This is a genomic window from Anaeromyxobacter sp. Red801 (assembly GCF_049201065.2).
GTDB lineage: Bacteria > Myxococcota > Myxococcia > Myxococcales > Anaeromyxobacteraceae > Anaeromyxobacter.
Map to the genome: position 1 here is coordinate 3,001,045 of NZ_CM181236.1, position 26,693 is coordinate 3,027,737.

Below are 26,693 nucleotides of genomic sequence, written 5' to 3' on the forward strand. Positions count from 1 at the left end.
TGAGGGTCCGGTGTCAATGACGCACCCCGTCGAGGGATGGGGTTCCCCCTGCACCCGGATCGGCGCAGGGGGAAAACCCCAGGGACGGCGGGAAGCTAGTAGTCCATCTCGTCCATGCCGCCGCCCATGCCGGCGGCGCCGCCGCCCGGGGCGGCCTTCTTCTTCGGCTTGTCGGCCACCATCGCCTCGGTGGTGAGGAGCAGGCTCGCGACCGAGGCCGCGTTCTGGAGCGCGGTGCGGGAGACCTTGGTCGGATCGATGACGCCGGCCTTGGTCAGGTCCTCGAAGGTGTCGGTCGCGGCGTTGAAGCCGAACGCGCCCTTCCCCTCGAGGATCTTGTTCACCACCACCGGGCCGTCCCAGCCGGCGTTCTCGGCGATGCGCCGGGCCGGCCACTCGAGGGCCTTCACCACGATCTGGACGCCGAACCGCTGGTCGCCCTGGCCCACGTCGAGCTTCTGGAGCTCGGCCAGCGACCGGAGGTAGGCCACGCCGCCGCCGGGGACGATGCCCTCCTCGACCGCGGCGCGGGTGGCGTGGAGCGCGTCCTCCACCCGGGCCTTCTTCTCCTTCATCTCGGTCTCGGTGGCGGCGCCCACGTTGATGACCGCCACGCCGCCCACCAGCTTGGCGAGCCGCTCCTGCAGCTTCTCGCGGTCGTACTCCGAGGTGGACTCCTCGATCTGGCCGCGGATCACCTTGATGCGGGCCTCGATGTCCGCCTTCTTGCCCTCGCCGTCCACGATGGTGGTGTTGTCCTTGTCCACCGTGATGCGCTTGGCGCGGCCGAGGTCCTTCAGGCCGAGCTGCTCGAGCTTGATGCCGAGCTCCTCGGCGACCACGGTGCCGCCCGTGAGGGTGGCGATGTCCTTCAGCATCTCCTTGCGGCGGTCGCCGAAGCCCGGAGCCTTCACCGCGCACACGTGCAGCGTGCCGCGCAGCTTGTTGACCACCAGGGTGGCGAGCGCCTCGCCCTCGACCTCCTCCGCGATGATGAGGAGCGGCTTGCCGGAGCGCGCCACCTGCTCGAGCACCGGGATGAGGTCGGCCATCGCGGTGATCTTCTTCTCGGTGACGAGGATGTACGGATCCTCCAGCACCGCCTCCATCCGGTCGGGGTTGGTGACGAAGTACGGCGACGAGTAGCCGCGGTCGAACTGCATGCCCTCGACCACGTCGAGCGTGGTCTCGAGGCCCTTCGCCTCCTCGACCGTGATCACGCCCTCCTTGCCGACCTTCTCCATCGCCTCGGCGATGATGTTGCCGATGGTGGTGTCGCCGTTCGCGGAGATGGTGCCGACCTGGGCGATGTCCTCCTTGCCCTTCGTCGGGGTGGAGAGCGCCTTCAGGTGGGCGACGACCGCCTCGACCGCGCGGTCGATGCCGCGCTTCAGGTCCATGGGATTGTGGCCGGCCGCGACCAGCTTCAGGCCCTCCTCGTAGATGGAGCGCGCGAGCACGGTGGCGGTGGTGGTGCCGTCGCCGGCCTTGTCGGAGGTCTGGGACGCGACCTCCTTCACCATCTGGGCGCCCATGTTCTCGAACTTGGACTCGACCTCGATCTCCTTCGCGACCGTGACGCCGTCCTTGGTGATGGTCGGCGCGCCGAAGCTCTTCTCGATGACCACGTTCCGGCCCTTCGGGCCGAGGGTCACCGCGACGGCTTCGGCCAGCGTCTGCACCCCGCGGAGGATGGCCTCGCGGGCGGGCTGGTGGAATGCGATCTCCTTGGCGGCCATGCCGGCTCTCCTTTTCAGAGAAACTTCAGTAGTCCTGAGATGTTGTGGGGCGACTCGGGTTGGCAGTCGCCCCGGGCGGCCGCTAACATAACCGCTCCCCGACCTCGGTCAAGCGGCGCCCGGCCGCGACCCCGGTGGCCCGCCCGCGGCCCGCCGGATCCGCGCTGTTCGTGAAGCCCGCGCGCGCCGCCGCGCGGCCCGCGCCCCTCCCGCGGGGCGCGCACGTTTGACACCGGCCGCCCGCCCCGCTACTCGCGACGCATGCCCGGTCCCGAAGCGCTGGACGACCTCCTCGACGCCGCCGCCGCCGCGCTCGAGGAGGGCGAGCCCGAGGAGGCGCTCGCCCGCGCCGACGAGGCGGTGGCGCGGTCGCCCCGGTCGGTCCCCGCGCTCCACCTGCGCGCCGCCGCGCTGGCCGCGCTCGACCGGCTCGACGACGCGGCCGAGGCGTACGAGCGCGCGCTGGAGCGCGGCCGGGACGATCCGGAGCTGCTCGCCGGGGCCGCCGACTTCCACCTGAACGTGCTCGCCGACGAGGACACCGGGCGCGAGCGGGCGGAGCGCGCGCTGGAGCTGGCGCGGCGGGGCAGCCGGGCCGCCCGGAAGCTCGACGACCCGGACCTCGCCGCCGACCTCGCCTACCTCGAGGGCGCGGCGCTCGACCAGCTCGGCCGGGCGGACGAGGCGCTCGTCCGGCTGGAGGAGGCCGCGCGGGCGGCGCCGGACCGGGTGGAGATCCTGCTCGAGCAGGCGTTCGCGCTCTACGAGCTCTCGCGCCTCGACGAGGCGCGCGCGGTGCTGCTCCGGGCCGAGGCGCTCGACCGGAAGGACCCCTGGGTGCACCACCAGCTCGGGCTGGTGGCCGAGCGGCAGGGCGACGCGGCCGAGGCGGCGCGCCGCTTCGCGCGGGCGCGCAAGCTCGCGCCGGAGGAGTTCCCCGAGCCGGTGTCGCTCACGCACGAGGCGTTCGACGCGGCGGTGGAGGCGGCGCTGGAGCGGCTGCCCGAGCCGGTGCGGCGGTACCTGTCGAACGTGGCGATCACGGTGGAGGACCTGCCGCAGGACGACGACCTGCGCGGCTCGGACCCGCCGCTCTCGCCCGCGATCCTCGGCCTGTTCCGCGGCGCGCCGTGGGGGCAGAAGGCGTCGATGGATCCGTGGAGCCACTTCCCGTCGTCGATCGTGCTCTACCAGAAGAACCTGGAGCGGTTCGCGCGCAGCCGCGAGGAGCTGATCGAGGAGATCGGGGTGACGCTGGTGCACGAGGTCGGGCACTTCCTCGGGCTGGACGAGGAGGAGCTCTGGGAGCGGGGGCTGGATTAGGGGGGGGGCTGGCCGGTGGGGGGCTGGCCGGTGGGGGGCTGGCCGTGGGGGCTGGCCGTGGGGGCTCTTGATGGCGTGCGGGCTTTTGACGGGGCGGCGGGGGTCGGGGGCGGTTCTGGCTTTTGACGGGGCAGCGGCGGTCGGGGGCGGGGCGGTGGGCCGGGACCGCTGGTTGCGGGATCGGCTCGCGAGAGGCCCGAGGGTGGGACGCGGGGCGCGGGGGCGCGTGAAGCCGAAGGCGCGGCCGTGGGCGCGGGCGTGGGCGTGGGCGTGGAGTGATGCTGCACCCGTTTGTCTCTCAGTGAACGCTTGACGGGGTTCACAGGCGGCGGCGCGTTCGCTGTTGGCGACGCGTCATCGCAGGCCTTTCGCGCGCTCGCGGCGCGGCGCTGCGGCGCTGGACGGCGAGCCGGGGGGTCGCGGCACCCTGCTCGCGTTCTCGCGTCCCGGGGCATCCTCGTGCGTTTCACGGAGCGCGGAATTCGCGTGCGATGCTTCCGTCATGGACATCGCACTCGAGTTCACGAACCGTCTCATTGCCCTCCTCCGTTCCGAGCGCCACGCCATGGCGGAGTTCCTCGTCGCGCTGGCGGAGTTCGACCGGCGGGGGCTGTACCGGGAGCGCGGGCACACCTCGCTCTTCTCGTTCCTGCGGCGCGAGCTGGGGCTCTCGGCGGGGGCAGCGCAGTACCGCAAGACGGCGGCGGAGCTCATCCAGCGGTACCCCACGGTCGAAGGCGCACTGCGCGAAGGCAAGCTCTGCCTCTCCTCCGTCTGCGAGCTGGCGAAGGTGGTGACCGCCGAGAACTGCGCGGAGATCCTGCCGCGGTTCTTCGGGCTCTCGAGCCGGGATGCGGCGGCGGTGGCTGCCACCATCCGCCCCGTGGAGAACCCGCCGCGCCGCGAGGTCGTCGTGCCCATCCGGACGGCTTCCGAGGTGCCGGCAGCGGCATCGGCTCCGATTTCATTTCGGGCGCCCGAACTGAATGCACCCAATCGGGTCGAGGCCGATGGCCGTTCAGAGTCCGCTCGCAGTGAGCCTGTCGAACTGCGAGCGGTGAGCCCTGCCGCCAGGCCCAGCTCGGTGGACTGGCTCGCCGGGGATTCGGCCCGCATGCACCTCACCGTCTCGAAGGCCTTCCTCGACAAGCTCGACGCGGCACGCGATGCGCTGTCCCACTCCATGCCCGGCGCCACGCGCGAGGACGTCCTCGAGGCCGCCCTCGATCAGCTCCTCGACGAGCGCGGGCGGCGCAAGGGGCTCACGGCTCGGCCGCAGAAGACGGTTCGACCCGCGAAGCCGGAGCACATCCCGGCCCACGTTCGCCGCGAGGTCTGGGAGCGGGATGGCGGGCGGTGCACCTTCGTGCTGGCGTCCGGCGAGCGGTGCGGCTCCACCCACCAGCTCGAGCTCGACCACGTCGTCCCGGTGGCGCGCGGCGGGGCCTCCACGGCGGACAACCTCAGGATCCGTTGCCGGGGGCACAACCTCGCGGAGGCGCGGCGGGTGTTCGGCGACGCGCTCATCGACGCCTACGCGCCGAGGCGGCGCGGCGAGTCGCCCTGAGGCGTCCGACCCACCTCCTGCGTCGATGCGGTCACGCCCGCGGGCGCTGGGCGGCCTGCTTCGCCTTCCACGCCTCGATCGCGGCGCGGACGCGGGGCATGGCGGCGCGGGCGGCCTCGATGCCGGCCTGCACGCAGCGCTTCTTCTGCGTGAAGTCGAGCATGCCGATGCCGCGCACGTCGGGCTGGACCAGCACGTCGGCGCCCTGCTTCCGGTGCGCCACGTTCTCCGCGAACATGATGTTGGTCGCCTGGAGGATCACGTCGAGCGCGTTGCGGATGCTGGTGTTCCCGACGTCCTCGGAGATGTCCACGGCGATCACCACCTCGGCGCCCTTCTCGCGGGCGACGTCGATGGGGATGTTGTCCACCACGCCGCCGTCCACCAGCAGCTTCCCCATGTGGCCGACGGGCTCGAAGATGCCGGGGATGGCCGAGGAGGCGCGGACGGCGGGCGCGACGGGGCCGCGGTCGATCACCACCCGCGTTCCCCAGTTCAGGTCGGTCGCGACGGCCGCGAACGGGATCCGGAGCTGCTCGATGTTGGGCTGCTTCACCTTCGCCCGCACGAACGCGTCGAGCTTCTCCCCCTTCGCGTAGCCCATGCCCATCACGGCGTTCACCAGCCGGAAGTCGAACAGGTCGTCCTGCTGGAGCTGGAACGCGGTCCACTCGAGGTCGAACGAGTCCTTCTCGCTCGCGTAGAGCGCGCCGATGAGGCTGCCGACGCTGGTCCCGACCACCAGGTCCACGGGGATCCGCTCCTGCTCGAGCACCCGGATCACGCCGATGTGGGCGAAGCCGCGGGCGGCGCCGCCGCCGAGCACGAGCGCCACCCTGGGCTCGCGCACGGGGGCGGGCGGGGCGGGCGCCGGCACGGGCGCGGCGGGGACGGGGGCGGCGGGAGCGACCGGCGCGGTGGCACGGCAGCCGGCGAGCGCGGCCAGCGCGGCGGCGGCGAGCGGGGCGAACGGGGTGCGGCGCATCGGGCGATTCTGGCGCGGGACGCCCCCGCGCACCAGCGCCCTCGCGGCGCGGGGCGCTCCGACAGCGACTTACAGGTCCACCCGCCCGATCCGGCGCGCCGCCAGCGCCGCGGGCAGCACGATCCAGAGCGCGAGCGAGGACGCGAGCGCCGCCGCCGCGCCGGCCGGGCCGCCGGTGAAGCGCAGGAACGCGAGCGACGCTGCGCCGAACGCCGCGGTGCCCTCCACCGCGAGGAGCGCGCCGGTCCGCACCGCGCCGACCGGGTTCGCGATCACCGCCACCACCAGCAGGCGCGAGGCGGTCCCGGAGGGCAGGAGCGACGCGACACCCAGCGCCGCGACGTCGAACAGCACCACCGCCGCGAACCAGACGACCACCGCGACCGCGAGCGCCCGCACGCGCCGGCGCCCCACCGCGCCGGCCGCGATGAGCGCCGCGATGGCCAGGAACGCGGCGGTGAGCAGGGCCGCGCCGACGACGAGCAGCGCGTACCCTCCCCCGCCCTCCTCGCCCGCCTGCGAGAACACCACCACGCCGGCGACCCCGAACCCGACCAGCTCGGCGGCGGAGAGCGCCGCGAAGAGGCCGAGCAGCTTGCCGAGGAGGATGGTGCGGCGCGACACCGGCTGCGCGTACAGGAGCTCGGCGGTCCCGCGCTCCGGGGCGAGCGCGAGGACGCCCATGAGCAGCGCCGCCAGCGGCACCACCAGCGCCACCAGCTCCACCAGCGACGCGCTGGTCCGGGCGAAGTCCTGGAACCCGTGCCCGCCGGAGAGCACGTAGCCGGAGCCGGCCACGCCGAGCGCGAGCAGCGCGAACACCGCCGCGAAGATCTGCACCCAGCGCGAGCGCGCCGCGAGCAGCAGCTCCTGGCGCGCCACGAGCAGCAGGGGCGACCCGCCGACGCTCATCGGCCCCCCGCCGCGGGCGCCGCCCCGAGGAGCTCCGCGGCCGGCACCGGCGCCGCGCCCGCGACGGCCGGGTCGGCGTCGCGCGAGGCGGCGTCGGCGTGGGCGACCAGCCCCGAGCCCATGGGCGTGCGGAGCCCGGGCACCCGCGAGTACGTCGCGGCGCCGGCGCGCACCCAGGCCGAGGTCCGGTGGTCCGCGACGTAGGCCACCGCCCCGGGCGGCAGCCGCGGGTGCTCGCGGAGGTAGTCGCGGAGGCAGCCGAGGTCGTCGAAGAAGCGCGGCTCCTCGTTCGGCGCGACGAGCTGCGCGGCGAACGGCGGATCCGACACCATCATGCGGCACTGCGCGCAGGCATCGTTGCGCGGATCGAGCCGGGCCGGCGCGGGCGGGCCGCGCTGGCAGGCGGCCGCCCAGGCCGCGGCGCACGCGAGCGCGGCGAGCCGCGCGGGGAATCGTGGCCTCATGCGGAACCCTCCACCAGCTCGCGGTACAGCGGCTCCAGGCGCCCGTCCTCGGCGGTGAGGCTGCGGATCTCGGCCCCCGCGGCGCGGGCCAGCTCCAGCGCCTGCGCGCGCAGCGCGGGCGGCCCGGGGATCACCAGCTCCTCGCCGGTCCAGCGCGCGCCGGGCGCGAGCGCGGCGAGCCGGTCGGCCAGCCCGGCGGGGCAGGCGTCGAGCCGCAGGCGCATGCGCCCGCGCGCGGCCAGGCGGTCCGCCAGCTCGCGCTGCCCGAGCGCCGCGACCAGCCGCCCGTCCACCAGGATCGCGATCCGGTCGGCGAGCCGCTCGGCGTCGCCGAGCTGGTGCGAGCTGAAGAGCACCGTCCGCCCCTCGCCGCGCCAGCGCTCGACCAGCGTGTAGAACGCCGCCAGCCCGTCGGCGTCGAGCGCGGAGGTGGGCTCGTCGAGCAGGTAGGCGCGCGCGTCGGGGAGCGCGGCGACGGCGAGGCCGAGCCGCTGGGTCATGCCGCCCGAGTACGTCCCCACCGCCCGCTCCGCCGCGCCGTCGAGCGAGGCCGCGCGGAGCGCCTGCTCCGCCGCGCCCGGCGGCGCCCCGCGCAGCCGGCGGTAGAACTCGAGCACCTCGCGGCCGGTGAGCGAGTCCGGGAAGCTCACCCGCTGCGGCAGGAACGACAGGGCGCGCCGGGCCGCCGGGTCGCGCGTGCTGGCCGGCGGATCCCCGGCGAGCACGCGGCCGGAGGTGGGCAGCACCAGCCCCGCCGCGACCTTGAGCGAGGTGGTCTTGCCCGAGCCGTTCGGGCCGAGGAGCGCCACCACCTCCCCCGCGGCGAGCTCGAGCGAGAGCGCCTCCACGGCGCGGTGGGTCCCGTAGCGCTTGGTGAGCGCCTCGAAGCGGATCACGGGCGCCCCCGTCGCGCGGCCCGCCCGCCCAGCGCCAGCACCGCCAGGCCGAGCGCCACCGCGCCGGCGGAGCCCGCCACGCCCGCTGCCGACGCGCCGCCGTCCTCCGGGCGCGCCACCGGCACCGCGGGCAGCACCGGGGGCCGCGCCAGCGGGGCGTGGTCGACCGCCTGGATCCGGGCCAGCACCGGGAAGCTGCGCTCCGCGGCCGCCAGCGCCGAGGCCGCCACGCTCTGGGCGAGCAGGTCGGCGGCGGAGAGGTTCCCGCGCAGGTGGTCGAACAGGCTCCCGAGGACGTGCGGCGCGTCGCTCCGGCCGTCGCCGTCGAGGTCGAGCCCGCGGTCGTCCGACCAGTAGTTGCCGTCGAAGGAGGTGTCGGTGCGCCGGCCGACGAGGTCGAGCGTGGTGAGGTTCCCGACGAACGCGTTGCCCTCGAAGCGGACGCCGCCGCAGGAGTCGTAGAGCACGATGGCGGCGTCGGACTCGGCGATCACGTTGCGCCGGAAGACGTCGCGGTACGAGCCCTCCAGGAACACCCCGCGCGCGTTGTCGGCGATCAGGTTGTCCTCGGCGATCACGTCGTCGCAGGCCTTGTACAGGAGCCCCACCGAGGCGAAGCCGCGGTTGTGCAGGAAGCGGTTGCGGCGGAAGGCGATCCGCCGCGAGTACATCAGCACCGCGCCGGCGTCGGAGCGCTCGAACAGGTTGTCCTCGAACACGTTGTCGTCCGAGAACATGTAGTGCAGCGCGTAGCGCAGGTCGCGCGCGACGTTGCCGCGGATCACGCCGTTCGGCGAGGACTGGATGTAGAAGCCGTCCCGCGCGTCGCGGACCTCGTTGCGCTCGAGCGTGAAGCCGTCGGTGTTCCAGACGTGGACGCCCGACCCCTTCTCGCCCGGCTCCTTCGCCCGGATCCCCACCACCACGTTCCCCTCGACGCGCGCGCCGTCCGCCTCGCGCAGGTAGACGCCGAACAGCGCGCGCTCGATCCGGCAGCCGCGGATCACCGCGTCGCGGGCGGCGACGTGGACGCCGGCCGAGTCGCGCCCGAGGTCGCCGCCCTCGCGCCCGTCGATGTCGAAGCCCTCCAGCACCACCCCGGGCGCGCGGATCCGCACCACGCTGCCGCGGCCCGAGCCCACCAGCCGCGGGCGGCCGCGCCCGGCGAGGTGGACCGGGCGGTCGAGGTACAGGTCGCCCGCGTACGTGCCCGGGCCGACCTCGAGGCGAGCGCCGGGCGGCGCCGCGTCCACCCTGGCCTGGAGCGGGGACGCCTCGCTCGCCGGCGGGCGCCCCTCCAGGTTGCCGGCGGGGATGGGCGCCATGTCCTGGGCGAGGAGGATCGCGAGGAGCGGCGCGACGGCGTCCATCGCCTCAGGGCCCGCCGCGCGCGACCGGCGCGGCCGCCGGTCGCCGGAGGGTGGCGCGCACGCCGAGCAGCAGCGCCGCGGCCAGCGCGAACCCCACCGCGAACAGCGCGTAGGAGCCGAGGCCCGGGTACGAGTACACCTCGAAGTTCGCGAGCTGCGCGCCGCCGATCATCGGCGGCATGAAGGGCGGGATCTTCACCGGCGCGCCGGGCGCGAGGTCGTGGCCGTAGCTGTACAGCTTGTAGCCGAAGGACCAGAGCGAGAAGAGCCCGACGTAGCTGAAGACCACCAGCGAGTCGAGCAGGTCGAGCACCCGCCCCATCACCGCGGCCCGCAGGAAGACGAGCGCGAGGCCGCCCAGCACGAACGGCATCCACTTGAACTCGCGGAAGTCCTCCTCCGCGAGATCGTGCATCCCGATGTAGTGGTTGAGGAGGTTGATCTCCTTCAGGTCCTGCCCGTGGTTCCCGCCCTCGAGCTTGTAGCTGTAGATGTCCAGCCGGAGCCCGTCCCCGTACTGCGGCGCGAACATGGTGAGGTTCCACAGCGGCGCGACGTAGGTGGGGACGATCAGCAGCGCGGCGACGAGCGCGAGCACCCGCGGCGTCGCCCCCACCGGCGCGGTGAGGAGCGCGTGGCTCCGCTCCAGCAGTCTCTTCATGGCGGTCCTCGGCCGGCGGGGCGCTACTTCGGCTTCACCACGAGGTAACCCTGCATCTCCTGGTGCAGCGCGGAGCAGAAGTTCGTGCAGTAGTAGGGGAAGACGCCCGGCTTGTCGGCCTTGAAGGTGACGGTCTTGGTCTCGCCGGGATCGAGGACGATGTTGATGTTGTAGTCGAGCAGCCCGAACCCGTGGAGCTCGTCGGTGGTCTGCTCGATGTTGGTGAGCGCGACCTTCACCGTGTCGCCCTCGTTCACCTCGATGAGCGACGGCGTCATGCTGGACCGCACCACCACCACCTTCGCCAGCACCTCGTTGCCCTTGCGCGTCACGCCGGCGTCCTTCACGTCCCAGATCGCGAGCGGGTGCTTGTTCTCCTCCTTGGGGTAGACCTCGATCGGCTTCAGCTTGTCGGCCTTGATGATCTGCGCGTAGTGCGGCTCGGGCTCGGTGAACGCGTCGTAGACGAGCTTCATCTTGTCGCCCGAGATGTCCACCAGCTGCGAGGACTCGGGCTGCGAGGGGCCGACGGAGAGGTGGCGCCCGTGGGACAGCTTGTTGAGGCCCACCAGCCACTTCCCGTCCGGCGAGACGGTGTCGCCCTCGGCCGCGGCGAGGTGGCCGGTCGAGTAGGACATGGGGACCTTGTCGAGGACCTCCCAGGTCCCGAGCTTCCACTTGGCCAGCGCGCTGTCCACGAACAGCGAGGTGTAGGCCATCCCGTCCGGCCCGAACTGCGTGTGCAGCGGCCCGAGCCCCACCGGCACCTCGGCGTCCTTGATCGACTCGTACTTGAGGACCGGGATGCCGTCCTCCTCGCCGGCGAAGTCCTTGTTCTTGATGGCGGTGAGGACCTTCTCGAAGTTGAAGGCGGTGGTGACGCCCTGGAGCTTGCCGGAGCCGACCACGTACTTGCCGTCGGGCGAGACGTCCACGCCGTGCGGCGACTTCCCGCACGGCATCAGGTACACCAGCCCCGGGATCGTCTTCGGGTCGAGCACCTTCACCCCGCCGATCAGCTCGCCCTTCCCCTCCGCCGCGGACTTCTCGGCCAGGCGCCAGTCGATGGCCGCGATGTAGTCGCGGTCGCGCTGCGAGGCGGTGACCTCGAGCTTCCCGGTGGCGCGCTCGGAGTTGTAGCAGGTGAGGAAGAACCAGCCCTCGGACAGCTTCTTGCCGGCGTCGCCGAGGTCCCAGTCGAACGGCGGCAGCAGCACCTGCCAGCCGAGGGACATCTGGCCGGTCTTCGGGTCGATCTTGAGGCCGGCCGCGACGCCCTTGTACTCGCTGGCGTAGCGGTCGATCGAGACCGCCTTCCCCTTGGGGATGGGGATCGAGAACCGCGAGGACATGAGCACGTACTCGCTGTTCGGCGTGATGAAGGTGGAGCCGTGGTTGCCGGAGATGTTCGGCACCGGCCCGAAGATCTGCCGGGTCTTGAAGTCCCGCAGGTCGATGCGCGCCACGCGCCCGTTCATCTCGTTCACGAACAGCCAGCGGCCGTCGTAGTCGCCGCCGGTCTCGGACAGCGCCGGGTGGTGCACGTCACCCCAGGTGAGGTTGCCGAGCATCGCCTTCGTCTCGTCGTCGAACCCGTAGCCCGTGCCCGAGTACGGCGCGAACACCGGGATGGTGGTGATGTGGCGCATCGACGGGATGCCGTAGACGAAGACCTGCCCGGAGTGCCCGCCGGACGAGAACATGTAGTACTCGTCGAGGTCTCCGGGCGGGACGTAGGTCTTCTCCGCCGCCACCGCGATGTCCGACGCGCCGGCGGGGCGCTTCGAGCCCTTCGGCTTGCTGGGCGGGCAGCCCACGGCGAGCGCCAGCGTCCCCACCGCCGCGAGCGCCACGGCGATCCTCGTCCAGAGCTTCGTGTCGGCCATGTCTGCCTCCGTGGTGGTGGTCAGCGGGCGGGCGCCTTCCGCACGGGCGCCTTGGGCCCGGGGGTCTTCTGCTCGGATGCCGGCGCCGCCGGCGCCTTCGTCCCGGCGGCCGCCTTCTGCTTCTGGTGCTCGGCGTAGGCCTCCCGCACCTTCTGGATGGCCATGTCCAGCTGCGCCGGCGTCAGGATGATCTGGCGGGAGAGGACCACCGCCATGGTGCCGGTCGGCGCCCGCAGGAAGTCGTCGAGCGTGCGCCCGAAGCGCGCCTGCACGTCCTCGACCGCGATGGAGAGGTCGGGGCCGATCTGCGCCGGGCTCTTCACGCCCAGCGACGAGACGTTGTGGCAGATGAAGCAGCCGGTCTTCACGAACCACGCGCCCGGCCCGTGCAGCATCCGCTGCTCCTCCTCGACCTCGGCGGGCGTCTGCGGATCGGTCCGCGGCGCGCCGCGCAGGTACGCGGCCGGGAGCTCCACCTTCCGCCAGGACATCACCAGCATCGCGAGCGACTGGACCTGCGCGGTCGAGAAGTTGAAGTTCGGCATCACCGTCTCGGGGACGATGGCCTTCGGCTCGCGGAAGTGCGCCACGTGCCAGGCGAACATCGTCTGCTGGCCGAGCAGGCGCGTGTAGTCGAACTGCTCCGGCGCCTTGTCGCCCTCGAAGGTGAGGTCCGGGCCGATGCTGCCGCCGCGCCCGTTGATCACGTGGCAGGCGCGGCAGCCCTTCTGCGCGACCAGCGCCTTCGCGTCGTTGATGGCCTTCGCGCCCGGCGTCTCGCGGTCGTAGCGGTGGCAGACGTTGCAGTTCATCTGCAGGAGCGCGCCCTTGTCGGTCGCGAGCGAGTACTCCTCGCCGAGCGTCGCGCCCAGCACCGGCTCCTCCCAGAAGCGGACCGGCCCGTGCGCGGCCTCCACGTCCACCGCGTAGCCCTGCCCGCCGTGGCAGGAGGTGCAGCCGTACCGCTCCGTCGGGTGGGCGGCCAGGATCGCCGGCGGGTGCGTGCGGAACGGGTTCTCCGCGTCCTCGAAGCCCTTCCACGAGACCGCCTGGTGGCACATCGGGCAGCGATCGGCGTGCCGCAGCGCCGGCACCCAGATCTGCAGCATGCCCGAGGGCACGGTGCGGGCCTTCTCCGCCCCGAGCTTCGCCTCCACCTGGTTGCGGAACTCCCACTGGTACCAGCGCCAGTCGTGGGACCAGTCCTTCCAGGCGAACAGGCCGAGCGAGACGACCAGCGAGACGCCGACGAGCGCGAGGACGAGCCGGTCGCGGCGACGGTAGGGCGAGGGCGTGCGCTGTTCCATGGTCAGATCCGGGTCGGGAGCTGGGGCCAGGCCTCCCACGGCCAGTACAGGTTCCAGTACGGCCCGCGCGCGAACAGGCCGACGTAGGTGAGGACGAGCACCAGCAGCACGATCAGGAGGAACACCAGGTTCTGCGTCCGGCGGCTCCGCGGGAACCAGCGCCCCGCCGCCGAGGCCGGGCTCCGGTCGAGCCACGGCCACGCGATCATCAGGGTCACCAGCGCGCCGGGCAGGATCACGCCGCCCAGGAACGCGCCGTTGACGGTGAAGGAGCCGATCCGGAACGTGGTGTCGGTCACGAGCTCCTGGAGCCACAGGAAGTACCAGGGCGCCTTGGCCGGGTTGGGCGTGACGAGCGGGTTGGCGGGCTCCTCCAGCGGCGAGGGCACCAGCACCGCGAGGATGCTCACCACCGCCATGGTGCCGAGGACCACGATGGCGGCGCGGCGGGTCAGGTCCGGCACCGAGCTGACCGTGGTCTCCGGCCGCTCCACCGAGGTGGCGCGGATGGTCGGGTGGGTCCCGCGGGCGATGCCGAGGAGCGAGTAGGTCTTGGTGGCGGCCGGCGGGACCTCCGCCGGCGCCGGCAGCGCGACCGCGCGGTCGGCGCAGGCCAGGCCGCCGTCCTTGCGGATCCGCCACATGTGGTAGGCGAGCAGCGCGAAGAGCGCGCCGGGCAGCACGATCACGTGCAGCACGTAGAAGCGGATCAGCGTGGGCTGGTCGATGGTGCGGCCGCCGAGCATCAGCTCCCGCAGCTCCTCGCCCACCAGCGGGATCGCCGAGGCGATGTTGGTGCCGACCGTCACCGCCCAGTAGGCGAGCTGGTCCCACGGCAGGAGGTAGCCGGTGAAGGAGAGGAACAGCGTGACGAGCAGCATCACCACGCCGAGGATCCAGTTCCACTCACGGTGCTGCCCGCGCCCCACGCCGTTCTTGTAGGCGCCGGTCAGGAACACCCGGACCAGGTGCAGGAACACCGCGGCCACCATGAGGTGCGCCGAGAGGCGGTGGACCGAGCGAATCCAGGAGCCGAACGTCACCACGTACTCGATGTCCTTCACCGAGCCGTAGGCGCGCTCCACCGACGGGACGTGCAGGAACAGGAGCGGGAGCCCCGACACCACCAGCAGCAGGAGCAGCGCCGCCGAGACGGTGCCGAGCCAGAGCGAGTACCGCCACTCCAGCGAGGCCCGCAGCGCCTTCGCGGGGAACCAGTGGAGCAGGAAGTTCGCGACGATCGCGTCGCCGGCCTCGCGGTCGGACGCGGGCCGCAGGCTCCACAGCGGGCGGGGGTGGACGCCGGGCGCGGCGGCCGGCGCGGGCGAGCTCACCGACGGTTCGGGCAGGGTGGCCACGGTCGCCTCCTCACGCGATGGTGAGCCGGAAGTCGTGCGCGACGGGCCTGGCCAGGTCGACCACCAGCTGCCCGTCGTCGGCGGCCAGGGTGAGGTCGTACCAGGCGAGCGGGCGCGGCGCGGGCCCGGCGACGTTCTGCCCGTCGCCCTCGTAGCGCGAGCCGTGGCACGGGCACAGGAAGCGGTGGGTGAGCTTGAGCGGCCGCCCGCCGACCTCCTTCGTCTCCACCCTGGGCAGCGCCTCGGCGCGCACCGTGCACCCGAGGTGCGTGCAGACCGCGGAGATGGCGTGGAACGTGTTGCCCTCGCGGAACACGAACAGGCGCTGCTCGGGCAGGAACTTCATGCCGTCGGGGAACTCGGCCGGCGGCCCCAGCTTCACGGTGGTGGGCGCGTCGTACGAGACGTTCGGCACGAGCGAGCGCAGCGCGGCGATCCCCTGGCCGCCCAGCGCGACGACCCCCGCGCCGATCCCGATGCCCACGAGGAAGTCCCTCCGGTCCTTCCGCTCGGCCATGGCGAACCTCGGCGTCCCCGCTCAGGCGGCGGGGGCGTAGCGCTGCGTGATCTGGAACCGTTCCATCGTCATCGCGTCGGTGGGGCAGCGGATGGCGCACAGCCCGCACCGGATGCAGGGCGCGTCGTCCTTGATCATCGCGGAGAGCGGCAGCGCGCCGGCCTCGGCCGCCTGGACCAGCGCCCGCCGCTCCTCGTCCGGCAGGTCCACGTCCTCGAGCGGCACCAGCGCGAGGCAGTACTCCGGGCACACGTCCACGCAGCGGCCGCACAGGACGCACTTCTCCGGGTCGTAGATGGTCTGGACGTGGCAGACGAGGCAGCGCGCGCCCTGCGCGATGCCCTCCTCCGCGCCGAAGGCGGTCTCCACCTCCGCGATGCCGCTCCGCCGCCCCAGGTCGAGCGTGGGCGGGGAGGCGCGGTCGAGCAGCTCGAACCCGGCGATCATGCGGTAGTCGCGGGTGGGGATCTTCTGGACGGCGATCACCGCCTCGAGCCGCGCCGCCTCGCCGGAGAGGTGCTCGTGGATGGAGCGCGCGGCGCGCTTCCCGTTCGCGATGGCCTCGATGAGGTTCCGCGGGCCGAACGCCACGTCGCCGCCGGCGTAGACGCCCGGCGCGGTGGTGGCGAGCGTCGCCCGGTCCACCTTGACGGTCCCCGCCGGCGTGAGCTCGACGCCGTCCTCGGGGCGCAGGAAGGAGAGGTCGGCGCGCTGCCCGATGGCGAGGACGCAGCCGTCGGCCGGGGCCGCGATCACGTCCGCGTCGTCGTACGCCGGCGCGAAGCGGCCGGACGCGTCGAACACCTGGGTCACGCCGCGCAGCTCGACGGCCTCGAGGTGCCCCGTCCCGACGAACCGCCGCGGCCCGCGCCGCGGCTGGAACCGGATCCCCTCCCGCCTGGACTCCTCGAACTCCTCGTGCCCCTGCGCCGTCCGCAGGACCGGCATCTCCTCGAAGCTCTCCAGCGAGACGATGGTCACCTCGGTCGCGCCGCCGCGCACCGCCGCGCGCGCCGAGTCGAGCGCCTCGATCAGCCGCGCGTCGGACTCCGCGCCGAGCGTCTCGCCGAGCGCGCGGACCTCGTCCTCGCGCCCGGCGCGCAGCGCGAGCCGCGCCGCGTCGAACGCGACGAACCCGCCGCCGATCACCACCACGCGCCGGCCCAGGTTCATCCGGTAGCCGCGGTTCGCGTTGAGGAGGTAGTCCACCGCCTTCACGACGCCGTCGAGCTCGACGCCGGGGATGGCGAGGTCCCGCCCCTTCTGCACGCCGACCGAGAGGAAGAACGCCTCGAAGCCCTCGGCCCGCAGCGCGGCCAGGCCGCGCTCCGGCGTGAGCGGGGCCCGGGTCCGGAGCGCCACCCCGAGCGCCAGGATCTTCTCGATCTCCCCGCGGATCACGCTGCGCGGCAGCCGGTACTCGGGGATGCCGAAGCGCATCATGCCGCCGGGCTCCTCGGCGGCCTCGAACACCGTGACGTCGTAGCCGAGCAGCGCGAGATCGTGCGCGGCGGAGAGCCCGGCCGGCCCGGCCCCGATCACCGCGACCTTGCGCCGGGCGTCCCGTGCCGCACGCCGGAGCGGGACGGTCGGGAGGTGCCCCGGGTACCGGTTGCCCTCCGGCACCAGCGCCTCGCGCAGCCGGTCCTGCGCGTCGGGGTGGACCGACTCGACGCCGTAGCGCTCGGTGAGCGTCCGCTTCAGGGCGCGGATGGTGATGGGCGCGTCGATGGTGCCGCGGCGGCAGGCGTCCTCGCACGGCGCGGCGCAGACCCGGCCGCACACCGACGCGAACGGGTTCGGCGCCCGGGCGACGAGGTAGCCCTCCTCGTACCGCTCCTGCGCCACGAGCTGGCAGTACCGGCCGCCGTCCGTCTCCACGGGGCAGCCGACCTGACACTTGACCTGGGCCCGCCAGTCCTCGAACCCCGGGAGCCGCACCGCGATGCGCATCGGGACCTCGGTCCGCCGTGGAATGCTCGCCGCCCGCACCGGCGCCGCCGCGCCGGATCCCCGTGCCCGGAAACCATGCAGGCTTGCGCGGACCGTGCGTGCGGCCGTCCGGGGCAAGGACAACGTGCCGCGCTCCCCGGCAGGGAGCGCGTGGTCTGGAAGGGCCCGAAATTTGACCCGTTCGGGCCGATATCGCACTCTCCCCTGGAATGGCCACGGTCATCGAGTCGATGGAGCTCCTGCAGGTCCTGGCCGAGGCCGAGGACATCGCACGGAGCGTCAACCAGAAGCTCACCAGCGCGCACCAGCTCCTCGCCTTCTTCACCGTGCCGAACCGCGCCGAGGTCCTGCTCCGGGATCGCGGCATCGACGAGGACCGCATCCTGCTGGCCATGACCGGCGCGCCGCGCGAGCCGGAGGGCGTCGAGCGCGACCTCCGCGAGCGCGCCCGGGACGTGGCCGAGGGCGTGGGGGCCGAGGAGGTGGACTGCCTGCACCTGCTCATCGCCATGAGCCGGGTGCGCGGCGCCGCCGCCCACCAGCTGCTCGCCGCCTGCGGCCTGCAGCTCGCCTCGCTGCGCAACATCGCGCTGTCCTACTTCACCGCCCGCATGCCGCGCCGGCTGCGCCAGCTCCAGCCGGTGAAGGTGGGCCCGGCCGCCGGCCCGACGGCGACGCCCGTCCCGCGCCGCGGCGCCGAGGCCTCCCCGGCGGACGACCTCGACGCCCGGCTCGAGGACGCGCTCGGCGACGCCCCCGCCCTCACCCCCGCGCCCGCCGCGACCCCCGCCCCGGCGGCGCCGCCGGCCGGAGCCGCCGCCGAGCCCCGGGCCGCGCCCGCGGCCCCCGCGCGCCGCAGCAGCCCGCACGCGCTCGACCCCAAGGTCTTCCCCTGGCTGTCGCAGCTGGGCCGCAACCTCACCGAGCTCGCCGCGGCCGGGAAGCTCGACCCGCTGGTCGGCCGCGAGCGCGAGGTGGAGGAGGCCATCGACGTCCTCGGCAAGCGCCGCACCAACAACCCGCTGCTGGTGGGCGAGCCGGGCGTGGGCAAGACCGCCATCGTCGAGGGCATCGCGCAGCGGCTGCTGGCCTCGGCCGGCCAGGCGCGCGAGCGGATCCTGGTCGAGATCGACATGGCGAGCGTGGTGGCCGGCACGCAGCTCCGCGGCGCGTTCTCCGAGAAGCTCCTCGGCATCAAGGAGGAGGTCCGCAAGGCCGGCGGCCGGGTGGTGGTGTTCATCGACGAGGTGCACACGCTCATGGGCGCGGGCGCCGCCGGCGAGGGGCCGCAGGACGCCGCCAACGAGCTGAAGGCGGCGCTGGCCCGCGGCGAGTTCCCCTGCATCGGCGCGACCACGCACGACGAGTACCGCCAGCACATCGAGAAGGACCCGGCGCTGGAGCGCCGCTTCACCCCGGTGCTGGTGCGCGAGCCCTCGGTGGCCGACACCGTCACCATCCTGCGCGGCCTCGCGCCCCGCTACGAGAAGCACCACCAGGTGGCCTACGCGCCGGAGGCGCTGGAGGCCGCCGCCACCCTCTCCGCCCGCCACGTCACCGACCGCTTCCTGCCCGACAAGGCGGTGGCGGTGCTCGACCTGGCCGGCTCGCGCGCGCACCGCGCCGGCGTGCGGCAGGTCGGCGAGCGCGAGGTGGCGCAGGTGGTCGCGAAGATGGCGGGCATCCCCGAGTCGCGGCTCCTCGCCTCGGACCGCGAGCGGATCCTGGGCATCCAGGCGGCGCTGGCCGCCCGCGTGGTGGGGCACGCCGACGCGGTGACCCGGATCGCCGGGGTGCTGAAGCGCAACTTCGCCGGCTTCGCCTCGCGCCGGCCCATGGGCTCGTTCCTGCTGCTCGGGCCGACCGGCGTGGGGAAGACCGAGCTGGCCCGCGCGCTCGCCGACGCGCTGTACGGCTCCGCCGACGCGCTGGTGCAGCTCGACATGACCGAGTGCGCCGAGCAGACCGGCGTGGCGCGGCTGGTGGGCGCCGCGCCCGGCTACGTGGGCTACGGCGAGGGCGGGCAGCTCACCGACGCGGTCCGGCGCCGGCCCGCCTCGGTGGTGGTGCTCGACGAGATCGAGAAGGCGCACCGCGACGTGCAGATGCTGCTCCTGCAGATCCTGGAGGAGGGCCGGCTCACCGACGGGCGCGGGCGGCTGGTGGACTTCTCCAACACGGTGGTGGTGCTCACCTCCAACCTGGGGGCCGCCGAGGCCACCCGGACCTCCACCGGCACCATGGGCTTCGGCGCCGCCGACCGGGCCGCGCCGCGCGAGGACCGCGCGCTCTCCGCCGCCCGGGGCGCGGTGCCGCCGGAGCTGTGGAACCGGCTCGACGAGCGGCTGGTGCTCGCGCCGCTGGCGCGCGACGAGGTGGCCCGCATCGCCCGCCTGCTGCTCGCCGACTCCTCGCGCCGCCTCGAGGGCGAGCGCCGCATCCGCTTCGAGGCGGACGACGCCGCGGTGGAGCACCTGCTCGACCACGGCGGCTGGGACCCGGCGCTCGGCGCGCGCCCGATGCGCGGCGCCATCCAGCGGCTGGTCGAGGCGCCGCTCGCGGAGCGGATCCTCGCGGGCGAGCTCGTCGCCGGCGACGCGGTGGCGGTGAGCGTCGCCGACGGCGCGCTCGCGTTCGCCCGCGCCTGATCGGCGCCCCGGCTTGCCGCCGGCCCCGCGCGGCGGGAGACTCGCCGCATGCCCTCCGCCTACGTCCTCGGCGCCGGCCGGCTCGCCTCCGCGGTCGTCCCCGGCCTCCGCGCCGCCGGCTGGCGGGTGGCCGGGGGCGCCCGCACCGCCCGCGGCCGGGCGCGGCTGCGCCGGCTCGGCGCCGAGCCGCTCCCGCTCGACCGCGCCGCCGGCTTCGACCTGGTGCTGCTGGCGGTGCCGGACTCGGTCATCGAGGAGGTGGTCCGGGGCCTCGTCCCACCTCGCCCGCGGGCAGGTGGTGGCGCACGGCGCCGGGGCGCTGACGCTCGACGTGCTGGAGCCGGCGCGCCGGCGCGGCGCCCTCCCCGGCTCGCTCCACCCGCTCCAGGCGCTGGCGGGCGGGCCGTTCCAGCCCGGCGCGGCGGCGGCGGTGGACGGCGGCCCCGCGGCCCGGCGGCTCCTCGTCCGCGCCGCGCGCGACCTGGGCCTCCGGCCCATCCGCGTCCCGGCGTCGGGCCGGCCGCTCTACCACGCGTCGGCGGTGATGGCCTCGAACCTGGTGATGGCGCTCGCCGACCTCGCCGCGGAGACCTGGGCGCGCGCCGGGGCGCCGCCCGCCGAGGCGCTGCCGGCGCTGGTGCCGCTCCTGCGCGGCGCGGTGGAGAACCTGGCCGAGCGCGGCCTGCCCGGCGCGCTCACCGGGCCGGCCTCCCGCGGCGACGCCGGGGTGGTCCGCCGGCAGGTGCGGGCGCTGCGCGGCGAGGCGCGGGACGCGTACCGGGTGCTCACCCGGCGGCTCGTCGGGATCGCGGCCCGCGGCGGGCTCGACCGGGCGCGCGCGGAGGCGGTGCTGCGGGCGGCGGGCGGCGCCCCGCGGCGGCCCGCGCGGCGTCAGCCGCGGTAGAGCCCCCGCTCCTCGACGTAGCGCAGCACCTGCTCCGGCACGAGGCCGCGCACGTCCTCGCCGCGGGCGATGCGCGCGCGGATCTCGGTGGACGAGATGGCGGGCAGGTCGGGCGCGCCCGGCACCGGCGGGTGCCCCTGGCGGCCCACCACGATGATGCGCGCCAGCTCCTGCACCCGGTCCCAGCGGTACCACTTGGCGGTCTCGGCGAGGATGTCCGCGCCGACCACCAGCGCGAAGCGGCGGTCCGGGTGCTTCGCCGCGAGGTGCTCGAGCGTGCGGGCGGTCTTCCCCACCAGCGGGTCCCCGGCCAGCTCCGCCTCGGCGCCGCACACGTGCACGCCGCGCAGCGCCCGCGCGGCGAGCCGGCACATCTCCAGCCGGTCCTCGAACGGCGCCAGCTCCTTGCCGAACGGGTGGCGGAACGCGGGCAGGAGCCACACCTCCGCCACGCCCTGCGTCGCGAGCGCCCACCACGCGGCCATGAGGTGGGCCACGTGCGGCGGGTTGAAGGAGCCGCCCAGGAGCGCGATCTCGCGGCCGCCGCTCATCGCACCGAGATCCTCCCGCCGCCGCCGGACGCGGCGGCGCGCTCGCGGCGCAGCTCCGCGCCGTCGAGGCCGAGCACGGCCAGCGCGAACCCGTCCGGCCCGAGCTCCAGCACCGCGCAGGTGGGCGGCTCGGGCGCGGCGCCGGGCGCGGCCGCGGCGGCGCGCACGCGCCCGGGCGCGACGAAGCAGCGCGGCCCGATCGCCACCAGCGCGGCGCGCGGGGCGCGTCCGTGCAGGAGCAGCGTCGCGTTCGCGATGTCGTCGCGGGTCAGCTCGGCCTTGTCGTGCACCGCGCAGCAGAGCAGGCCGTCGAGGAGATCGATCACCTTGGCCGGCGCGCCGGCCGCGCGCTCCGGATCGGCGCGGCTCGCCACCCGCACCACCCGCCCGGCCAGCGGGTCCGGCCCCGCCGCCGCGCGCCGCGCCAGCGCCGCGTCCAGGTCGGCGAGGCGCCGCCCCAGGAAGAAGGCCCGGTCCACGCCCGCGCGCGCCAGCACGTCGAGGGCGCGCAGGAGCGCGTCCACGTCGCCGTCGCTGTCGCTGGCCAGGCCGATGCGCACGCGGGCTCCGGGGGAGGGACGGGGAAGGCTAGCGCAGGTCGCGATAGCGCAGGAAGGGCGACCGGCGGCGGGCGAAGGCCCGCTCCTCCGGCGCGAACGCCCGCGCCAGCTCGGCCGGCGACGCGCCCGCCTCGATCCCTTCGCGCTCCCGGCCCGAGCCGCACAGCAGGTCGAAGGCGGGGACGTCCGCCACGAACTCGTACGGCTCGGTGCGCCAGGCGAACCGGGCCGGATCCTGGGCGCGGGCGCGCACCACGCAGGCGAGGCCGGTGCGGAACGGGCGGAAGCGCTCGGGATCGGTCACGTGCAGCTCCACGCCGTGGCAGCGGACGCCGGCGTGCTTGTCCCAGGTCGGCACGAAGCTCACCGGGCGGAAGGCCACGCCCGGGAGCCGGTCGCGCGCGAGGTCGGCGGCGAGGCGGGCGCCGTCCAGCCAGGGCGCGCCGAACAGCTCGAACGGGCGCGTGGTCCCGCGCCCCTCCGACAGGTTCGTCCCCTCGAGCAGGCACATGCCGGGGTAGACGAGCGCCGTCTCCGGCGTGGGCATGTTCGGCGACGGGAACACCCAGGGCAGGCCGGTGTCGCGGAAGCGCTGCCCGCGGCGCCACCCCTCGCACGGCACGAGCTCGAGCTCGAGGTCGAGCCGCCGCTCGGCGCGGAACAGCAGCGCCAGCTCGCCGACCGTCATGCCGTGGCGCACCGCCAGGTCGTGCAGCCCGCAGAAGCTCTCGAAGCCCGGGCGCAGCGCGGGCCCCTCCACCCGCACGCCGTCGATGGGGTTGGGCCGGTCGAGCACCACGAACGCGACCCGCGCCGCCGCGGCCGCCTCCATGCACAGCATCATGGTGGCCTGGTACGTGTAGAAGCGGGTGCCGACGTCCTGGATGTCGAAGACGAGCGCGTCGAGGCCGGCGAGGTGCTCGGGGCGCGGCTTCAGCGACTCCGGCGTGGCGCCGTAGAGCGAGTGGACCGGCACGCCGGTGCGGGGATCGCGCTCGCCCTCCACCGCGGCCATGTACTGCGCGTCGCCGCGGACGCCGTGCTCCGGCCCGAACAGCGCCGCGAGCCGCACGCCGCGCGCGCCGTGGAGCAGGTCGGCCGCGTGCACGAGCCCGGAGGTGACGGCGGTGGGGTTGCAGACGAGCCCCACCGCGCGGCCGCGCAGCGGCGCGAAGCGGCGGGCGGCCAGCACGTCCAGGCCGGAGCGGACCGCGCCGCGCCGCGCCGCGCGCGGGCTCTTTCGTGGGGTCGGCGGGCGGCGTGGGCTCATGCGTGGGGGCTCGCGGGCGCGCCCGGGCCGGGCGGCTCGCGACGTTGTACCGCGCCGCGGCGCGGGCGGGGAGCTTCCGGCCGGCGGTGGCTCAGGGCGGCGGCGGCGCGCAGAGGCCGCCGTCGCAGGTCCAGCCGGCGCCGAACGGGGCGCACTGCCCGGCGTCCTGGCAGGGCGCGGTGCAGTAGCCGGGCTGCTCGGCCGAGGTCCGGCGGCAGGACCCGTCGTGGAGCGCGTCGTCGCAGACGTCGTCGCTCACGCACGGCGTGCCGGCGACCGACAGGTAGGTGGCGCAGTCGCGGTCCGCGAGGCACTGGCCGCCGCTGCAGTCGAGGCCGGCCGGGCAGGGCGCGCCGCCGTCGCAGGTGTACGCGCAGGCGCTGCCCGACGGATCGGCGTCGTGGCAGAGCCCGTCGTCCTCGCACTCGAGCGCGCTGCTCTCGCAGCCGCCGGTGGCCGTGCAGCCCCGCTCCGCCTCGTCGTCGTCCACCAGCAGCTCCAGCTCGTAGGGCGTGCTGGCGCCCTCCACCACGTCCACGTCCGCCCCGCCCTTCAGGAAGCCGACCATCTCCGCGGTGAGCCGGTAGCGCCCGGCGGGCAGCGGCTGGAAGAGCGCCGTGGTGGTGCCGAGCGGCAGCCGGGCGCCCGGGTCGGTGCCGGTCACGTCGAGCCGCGGATCGAGCGGCAGCGCCCCGCCCACCGCGCGGACGCCGGCCAGGATCGCGCCCGCGAGCGGCATCTTGGCGGCGGCGCCGGCGGCGCCCTCCCCGCGCCGGTCGGCGACGGTGCGGACCCCGGCGCCCTCCACCTCGATCGGCACGCGCTCGGCGCGCACGCCGCCGTCGAACAGCACGAGGTCGTGCTCGCCGCGCGGGAGCGCGAGGCGGTAGGCGAAGTCGCCCGCGGCGGCGGCGCGGACGACCAGGTCCGGCCGGCCGAGCGGGTAGACGTAGGCGCCGGCGGACGCCCCCAGGATGCGCCCCTGCACCTCGCCGGTGGACAGGTCCGGGCTGTCCAGGCCGCCACACCCGAGGGTGAGCGCGAGGAGCACGGCGAGCGTCGTTCGCGACATGCGGCGGAACCTCCGTCCGTCGGACCCCGGGGTCCGGGCTGCCGGCCACGCGCCCATCAGAAGCGGTACCCCGCGCCCACCAGCAGCTCGGCCAGGCCGGTGGAGCGGTTCTCGCCGTCGACGCGGAGGAGCAGCCAGTCCAGGTGCAGCTCCGCGCCCGCGGTGAAGCCGCGCCCCAGCGGCACGGCGGCCCCGAGCAGCAGCCCGGGGGTGAACGTCAGGACGCGCTGCGCGGGCGGCGCGAGCGCGAGGTCGAAGCGCCGGTCGAGCCAGAGCAGCGAGAGGCGCGGGCCGGCGAGGAGCGCGGCGCCGCGGAGCGCCGCCGGCTCGAAGCGCCACGGGACGCCCACGCCGGCCGCCAGCGCGGTGTAGTCGAAGGTGGCCTCGGCCCCGTCCTGCCGGATGCGCGAGCGCCCGAAGGAGGTGACGAGGTCGAGCCGGAGCGAGAGCGAGGGCGCCGGCCAGCCGCGCGCGGTGAACGCGGCGCCGAAGCCGGGGACCGGCCCGAGCACCTCGCGCCGGCTGCGCGCGTCCAGGAACGCGAGCAGCGCCACCCTCGGCGCCGCCTCCCAGCGCCCCTGCGCCCGCTCCAGCAGCGTCACCACGTCCACCCGCTCGCCCGGATCGAGCGAGACGGTGCGATCGAGGAGCGCCGGCCCGCCGCCCTTCGCGAGCTGCACGCGGCTGCGGCCGGGCTCGAGGACCACCCCGCCCGGCAGCTCCGCCAGCGGCCGCCCGTCCACGCTCACCGTGAACCCGTCGAGCCGCGTGGCGTAGCTGTACAGCTCCGGCTTCCCCTTCCGCTCCACCCGTCCCACCAGCACGATGGGATCGGCGCCCACCTCGGTGGACTCGGCGCTGGGCCGCTGCCGGCCGGCGGTGTAGGCGTAGGTCCGGCGGCGCGCGTAGTCGTGCGCCTCCGAGGCGGTCACCGCGCCGTCGCCGTTGCGGTCGGCGCCGGAGCGGAGCGCCTCGACCAGGAAGTACGTGTAGATGTCGTGCCCGAGCCGCTCGTCCTCGCGGGCCGTCTCGCCCCAGTCGCTGGCGGCGAGCACCGTGCTCGCGCGCGAGACCTCCTCGATGGGGCGCACCAGGAAGCCGGCCTTGGTGGCCTCGAGCTCGCGGCGGACCTCCTCCGGCAGGAGCGACTTGCCGCCGCCGGAGTGGCAGGTGGCGAGCACCAGCACCTTGCGGCGCGAGCGGAGCCGGTCGAACTCGGCGTTCAGCTCGTCCATGGCGAGCGCGGTGCCGGGCACGTCGTCGAGGCGCGTGTCGCGCACCACCAGGTAGCGGCGGAGCTGGCCGGCCGCGTCGCGCGCGAGCGTGCCGTGCGAGGAGACGTAGACGACCACCGTGTCGCGCTCGTCGCGATCGGACGAGGCGAGCGCCCGGAGCGCGTCGCGCACCTCGGCGCGCGTGGCGCCGGTGAGCACCCGCACCTCGTCGAACCCGCCCGGATCCCGCAGCGCCTCGCCGAGCGCGCGCGCGTCGGCGTCCGGGTACCGCAGCGGCCGCCAGCTCGCGTCGTCGAAGCGCTGCACGCCGAGGAGCAGCGCGATCCGCTTCGGCGCGTGCGCCGCCGCCACGGTCGCGCGGGGCAGGTCGAGCGGGACGAGCCCGCCCTTCTCCGCCGGCGCCCCGGGGTCCCCGGCGGGCGGCGGCGCGGGCGCGGCAGGGGGCTCCGCGCGGACGGCGGCCGGGGCGAGGCAGGCGAGCGCGGCGAGCAGCACGCAGGCGCGGCGCGCGCGCGGGGGCGCGGCCGCGGGCCGTGGCGGGCTGGGGGACGGCGCGAACATCGGGCTCCTTCGTCTCGCCGGCGGCGGTTCCCTCGGCCGCCGCCGGCCGTTGCTCCGGTCGAGGGAGCCGCCCCGTGGCCCCCGTCCCGGCGCGACCCCTCGCGCCGGCGCAGCCCCTCCTATTGCACCGTGACGTCCACCGCGTCCACCGAAAGCCCCTCCAGGCCGGGGGCGATCGGCTCCATCCGCGCACCGCCCGCCACCTGCCCGGCGGCGCGCGCGGCCGCGGCCTCGTCGAGGGGGGCGGAGCTCGCGATCGCCACGAAGCGCTGCGGGCCGGAGAGGTCCGCGAGCGGGTACGCCGCCGGCCGGCCCTCCACCGCGACCACGGTGCGCCCCGCGGGCAGCGACGCGCGGAAGAACACCTCCGGCAAGCGCCCCGGCGCCGCGCGCGCCAGCGCCACCTGCGCGGCGCGCCCCAGCTCCACCTCGAACTGCAGGCTGGCCGCGGCGGGCACCGCCTGCCCGGAGACGCCCTTCTCCACCGACGGCGCGCCGGCGCCGCCGGCGATCACGAGGAAGCGCAGCCGCACCGGGACCGCGGCGGGCGCCGCGCCCATGCCCTTCTCGCCGGTCCACTCCGGCCGGCCCGGCCGCTCCGGCGCCCGGCTCGCGAGCCACAGCCCGGCCAGCCCGGCGGCGACCACGCCCGCCGCCACCGCGAGCGCCGGGCGCGGGAGGCGGAGGCGCCCGGCGCCCCGGGCCTCGGCGGCGAGCCGCTGCTCGATGCGGCGGTACTCGAGATCGTTCCCGGGCGCGCCGGGCGGGCCGAGCGCCGCCAGGGCCCGGTCGGCGCGGGCGTCGAGCGCGTCCGGCTCCGGCCGGGCGGCGAGGAACGCCTCGCAGGCGTCGCAGCCGGTCGCGAGGTGGCGCGCCCAGGCGGCCGCCTCGTCCGGGGGAAGCTCGCCCCGGATCAGCTGCGCGTAGACGGGTTCGGTCAGGTGGGCCACGTGC

The 26,693-nt window shown here is 75.2% G+C and carries 22 protein-coding genes; 4 read left to right on the forward strand and 18 right to left on the reverse strand.

Translation table 11 applies throughout. The features are described from left to right. Nucleotides 1-95: 95 nt before the first annotated feature. Nucleotides 96-1,739: a chaperonin GroEL gene (gene groL, locus ACOQFB_RS13835; protein ID WP_421610559.1), complete on the reverse strand. Its 1,644-nt coding sequence runs from the start codon at nucleotides 1,737-1,739 to the stop codon at nucleotides 96-98. Nucleotides 1,740-2,000: 261 nt separating this feature from the next. Between groL and ACOQFB_RS13840 the strand changes: the two genes are divergently transcribed. Both ACOQFB_RS13840 and ACOQFB_RS13845 read left to right on the forward strand, forming a co-directional pair. Next, on the forward strand, nucleotides 2,001-3,062 hold the full coding sequence (locus ACOQFB_RS13840; protein ID WP_421610560.1) for a metallopeptidase family protein: 1,062 nt from the start codon (nucleotides 2,001-2,003) through the stop codon (nucleotides 3,060-3,062). Nucleotides 3,063-3,564: 502 nt separating this feature from the next. Next, the gene (locus tag ACOQFB_RS13845) at nucleotides 3,565-4,629 is read left to right on the forward strand and encodes an HNH endonuclease (RefSeq protein WP_421610561.1); all 1,065 of its coding nucleotides are present in this window, start codon (nucleotides 3,565-3,567) and stop codon (nucleotides 4,627-4,629) included. Nucleotides 4,630-4,660: 31 nt separating this feature from the next. Here the strand turns inward: ACOQFB_RS13845 and ACOQFB_RS13850 are convergent, their stop codons facing one another. From ACOQFB_RS13850 to ACOQFB_RS13900, 11 genes are all read right to left on the reverse strand, one after another. Continuing rightward, entirely contained in the window at nucleotides 4,661-5,614 is a 954-nt protein-coding gene (locus ACOQFB_RS13850) for a patatin-like phospholipase family protein (RefSeq protein WP_059437842.1), read from the reverse strand. 69 nt (nucleotides 5,615-5,683) lie between these two features. Continuing rightward, complete coding sequence (locus tag ACOQFB_RS13855) at nucleotides 5,684-6,526, reverse strand: ABC transporter permease (RefSeq protein WP_059437841.1); 843 nt, start codon at nucleotides 6,524-6,526, stop codon at nucleotides 5,684-5,686. After that, nucleotides 6,523-6,990, reverse strand: a complete 468-nt coding sequence (locus ACOQFB_RS13860; RefSeq protein WP_421610562.1) for a nitrous oxide reductase accessory protein NosL — start codon at nucleotides 6,988-6,990, stop codon at nucleotides 6,523-6,525. The genes ACOQFB_RS13855 and ACOQFB_RS13860 overlap by 4 nt, the downstream gene beginning before the upstream one ends. After that, nucleotides 6,987-7,886, reverse strand: a complete 900-nt coding sequence (locus ACOQFB_RS13865) for an ABC transporter ATP-binding protein (protein ID WP_421610563.1) — start codon at nucleotides 7,884-7,886, stop codon at nucleotides 6,987-6,989. Before ACOQFB_RS13865 ends, ACOQFB_RS13860 begins: the two co-directional genes overlap by 4 nt. Further along, complete coding sequence (gene nosD / locus ACOQFB_RS13870) at nucleotides 7,883-9,256, reverse strand: nitrous oxide reductase family maturation protein NosD (RefSeq protein WP_421610564.1); 1,374 nt, start codon at nucleotides 9,254-9,256, stop codon at nucleotides 7,883-7,885. Before nosD ends, ACOQFB_RS13865 begins: the two co-directional genes overlap by 4 nt. 4 nt (nucleotides 9,257-9,260) lie before the next feature. Then, complete coding sequence (locus tag ACOQFB_RS13875; protein WP_421610565.1) at nucleotides 9,261-9,917, reverse strand: hypothetical protein; 657 nt, start codon at nucleotides 9,915-9,917, stop codon at nucleotides 9,261-9,263. 23 nt (nucleotides 9,918-9,940) lie between these two features. Continuing rightward, a complete protein-coding gene (gene nosZ / locus ACOQFB_RS13880; RefSeq protein WP_421610566.1) occupies nucleotides 9,941-11,803 on the reverse strand; it encodes a Sec-dependent nitrous-oxide reductase in 1,863 nt (620 codons plus the stop codon). Between the two features lie 20 nt (nucleotides 11,804-11,823). Then, on the reverse strand, nucleotides 11,824-13,110 hold the full coding sequence (locus ACOQFB_RS13885) for a c-type cytochrome (RefSeq protein WP_421610567.1): 1,287 nt from the start codon (nucleotides 13,108-13,110) through the stop codon (nucleotides 11,824-11,826). A gap of 2 nt (nucleotides 13,111-13,112) precedes the next feature. Next, entirely contained in the window at nucleotides 13,113-14,468 is a 1,356-nt protein-coding gene (locus ACOQFB_RS13890) for a cytochrome b (RefSeq protein WP_059437835.1), read from the reverse strand. Nucleotides 14,469-14,478: 10 nt separating this feature from the next. Next, the gene (locus ACOQFB_RS13895) at nucleotides 14,479-14,985 is read right to left on the reverse strand and encodes a QcrA and Rieske domain-containing protein (protein ID WP_421610568.1); all 507 of its coding nucleotides are present in this window, start codon (nucleotides 14,983-14,985) and stop codon (nucleotides 14,479-14,481) included. 21 nt (nucleotides 14,986-15,006) lie between these two features. Beyond that, on the reverse strand, nucleotides 15,007-16,938 hold the full coding sequence (locus ACOQFB_RS13900; RefSeq protein ID WP_421610569.1) for an FAD-dependent oxidoreductase: 1,932 nt from the start codon (nucleotides 16,936-16,938) through the stop codon (nucleotides 15,007-15,009). Nucleotides 16,939-17,147: 209 nt separating this feature from the next. Here ACOQFB_RS13900 and ACOQFB_RS13905 point away from each other — a divergent pair, with 209 nt between their 5' ends. Both ACOQFB_RS13905 and ACOQFB_RS13910 read left to right on the forward strand, forming a co-directional pair. Further along, nucleotides 17,148-19,586, forward strand: a complete 2,439-nt coding sequence (locus ACOQFB_RS13905; RefSeq protein WP_421610570.1) for an AAA family ATPase — start codon at nucleotides 17,148-17,150, stop codon at nucleotides 19,584-19,586. A 298-nt stretch (nucleotides 19,587-19,884) separates the two neighbouring features. Next, a complete protein-coding gene (locus ACOQFB_RS13910; RefSeq protein WP_237758017.1) occupies nucleotides 19,885-20,490 on the forward strand; it encodes a DUF2520 domain-containing protein in 606 nt (201 codons plus the stop codon). Here the strand turns inward: ACOQFB_RS13910 and nadD are convergent. From nadD to ACOQFB_RS13940, 6 genes are all read right to left on the reverse strand, one after another. Beyond that, entirely contained in the window at nucleotides 20,478-21,041 is a 564-nt protein-coding gene (gene nadD / locus ACOQFB_RS13915; RefSeq protein WP_421610572.1) for a nicotinate (nicotinamide) nucleotide adenylyltransferase, read from the reverse strand. The two genes, ACOQFB_RS13910 and nadD, sit on opposite strands and share 13 nt — an antisense overlap. Further along, complete coding sequence (locus ACOQFB_RS13920) at nucleotides 21,038-21,601, reverse strand: hypothetical protein (protein WP_421610573.1); 564 nt, start codon at nucleotides 21,599-21,601, stop codon at nucleotides 21,038-21,040. The genes nadD and ACOQFB_RS13920 overlap by 4 nt, the downstream gene beginning before the upstream one ends. Before the next feature lie 28 nt (nucleotides 21,602-21,629). Next, entirely contained in the window at nucleotides 21,630-22,871 is a 1,242-nt protein-coding gene (locus ACOQFB_RS13925; RefSeq protein ID WP_421610574.1) for an exo-beta-N-acetylmuramidase NamZ family protein, read from the reverse strand. A 91-nt stretch (nucleotides 22,872-22,962) separates the two neighbouring features. Then, nucleotides 22,963-23,943 carry a hypothetical protein gene (locus ACOQFB_RS13930; RefSeq protein ID WP_421610575.1) on the reverse strand — a complete coding sequence of 327 codons (981 nt, stop codon included), beginning with the start codon at nucleotides 23,941-23,943 and terminating at the stop codon, nucleotides 22,963-22,965. A gap of 56 nt (nucleotides 23,944-23,999) precedes the next feature. Next, complete coding sequence (locus ACOQFB_RS13935) at nucleotides 24,000-25,739, reverse strand: caspase family protein (protein ID WP_421610576.1); 1,740 nt, start codon at nucleotides 25,737-25,739, stop codon at nucleotides 24,000-24,002. Nucleotides 25,740-25,858: 119 nt separating this feature from the next. Beyond that, entirely contained in the window at nucleotides 25,859-26,689 is an 831-nt protein-coding gene (locus tag ACOQFB_RS13940) for a hypothetical protein (RefSeq protein WP_059438368.1), read from the reverse strand. Between the last annotated feature and the right edge of the window lie 4 nt (nucleotides 26,690-26,693).

Bases quoted from the DNA above. Each gene is read 5' to 3' on its own strand.
- groL (WP_421610559.1), bottom strand. From the start codon at position 1,739: ATGGCCGCCAAGGAGATCGCATTCCACCAGCCCGCCCGCGAGGCCATC.
- ACOQFB_RS13840 (WP_421610560.1), top strand. From the start codon at position 2,001: ATGCCCGGTCCCGAAGCGCTGGACGACCTCCTCGACGCCGCCGCCGCC.
- ACOQFB_RS13845 (WP_421610561.1), top strand. From the start codon at position 3,565: ATGGACATCGCACTCGAGTTCACGAACCGTCTCATTGCCCTCCTCCGT.
- ACOQFB_RS13850 (WP_059437842.1), bottom strand. From the start codon at position 5,614: ATGCGCCGCACCCCGTTCGCCCCGCTCGCCGCCGCCGCGCTGGCCGCG.
- ACOQFB_RS13855 (WP_059437841.1), bottom strand. From the start codon at position 6,526: ATGAGCGTCGGCGGGTCGCCCCTGCTGCTCGTGGCGCGCCAGGAGCTG.
- ACOQFB_RS13860 (WP_421610562.1), bottom strand. From the start codon at position 6,990: ATGAGGCCACGATTCCCCGCGCGGCTCGCCGCGCTCGCGTGCGCCGCG.
- nosD (WP_421610564.1), bottom strand. From the start codon at position 9,256: ATGGACGCCGTCGCGCCGCTCCTCGCGATCCTCCTCGCCCAGGACATG.
- ACOQFB_RS13875 (WP_421610565.1), bottom strand. From the start codon at position 9,917: ATGAAGAGACTGCTGGAGCGGAGCCACGCGCTCCTCACCGCGCCGGTG.
- nosZ (WP_421610566.1), bottom strand. From the start codon at position 11,803: ATGGCCGACACGAAGCTCTGGACGAGGATCGCCGTGGCGCTCGCGGCG.
- ACOQFB_RS13885 (WP_421610567.1), bottom strand. From the start codon at position 13,110: ATGGAACAGCGCACGCCCTCGCCCTACCGTCGCCGCGACCGGCTCGTC.
- ACOQFB_RS13895 (WP_421610568.1), bottom strand. From the start codon at position 14,985: ATGGCCGAGCGGAAGGACCGGAGGGACTTCCTCGTGGGCATCGGGATC.
- ACOQFB_RS13900 (WP_421610569.1), bottom strand. From the start codon at position 16,938: ATGCGCATCGCGGTGCGGCTCCCGGGGTTCGAGGACTGGCGGGCCCAG.
- ACOQFB_RS13905 (WP_421610570.1), top strand. From the start codon at position 17,148: ATGGCCACGGTCATCGAGTCGATGGAGCTCCTGCAGGTCCTGGCCGAG.
- nadD (WP_421610572.1), bottom strand. From the start codon at position 21,041: ATGAGCGGCGGCCGCGAGATCGCGCTCCTGGGCGGCTCCTTCAACCCG.
- ACOQFB_RS13925 (WP_421610574.1), bottom strand. From the start codon at position 22,871: ATGAGCCCACGCCGCCCGCCGACCCCACGAAAGAGCCCGCGCGCGGCG.
- ACOQFB_RS13930 (WP_421610575.1), bottom strand. From the start codon at position 23,943: ATGTCGCGAACGACGCTCGCCGTGCTCCTCGCGCTCACCCTCGGGTGT.
- ACOQFB_RS13935 (WP_421610576.1), bottom strand. From the start codon at position 25,739: ATGTTCGCGCCGTCCCCCAGCCCGCCACGGCCCGCGGCCGCGCCCCCG.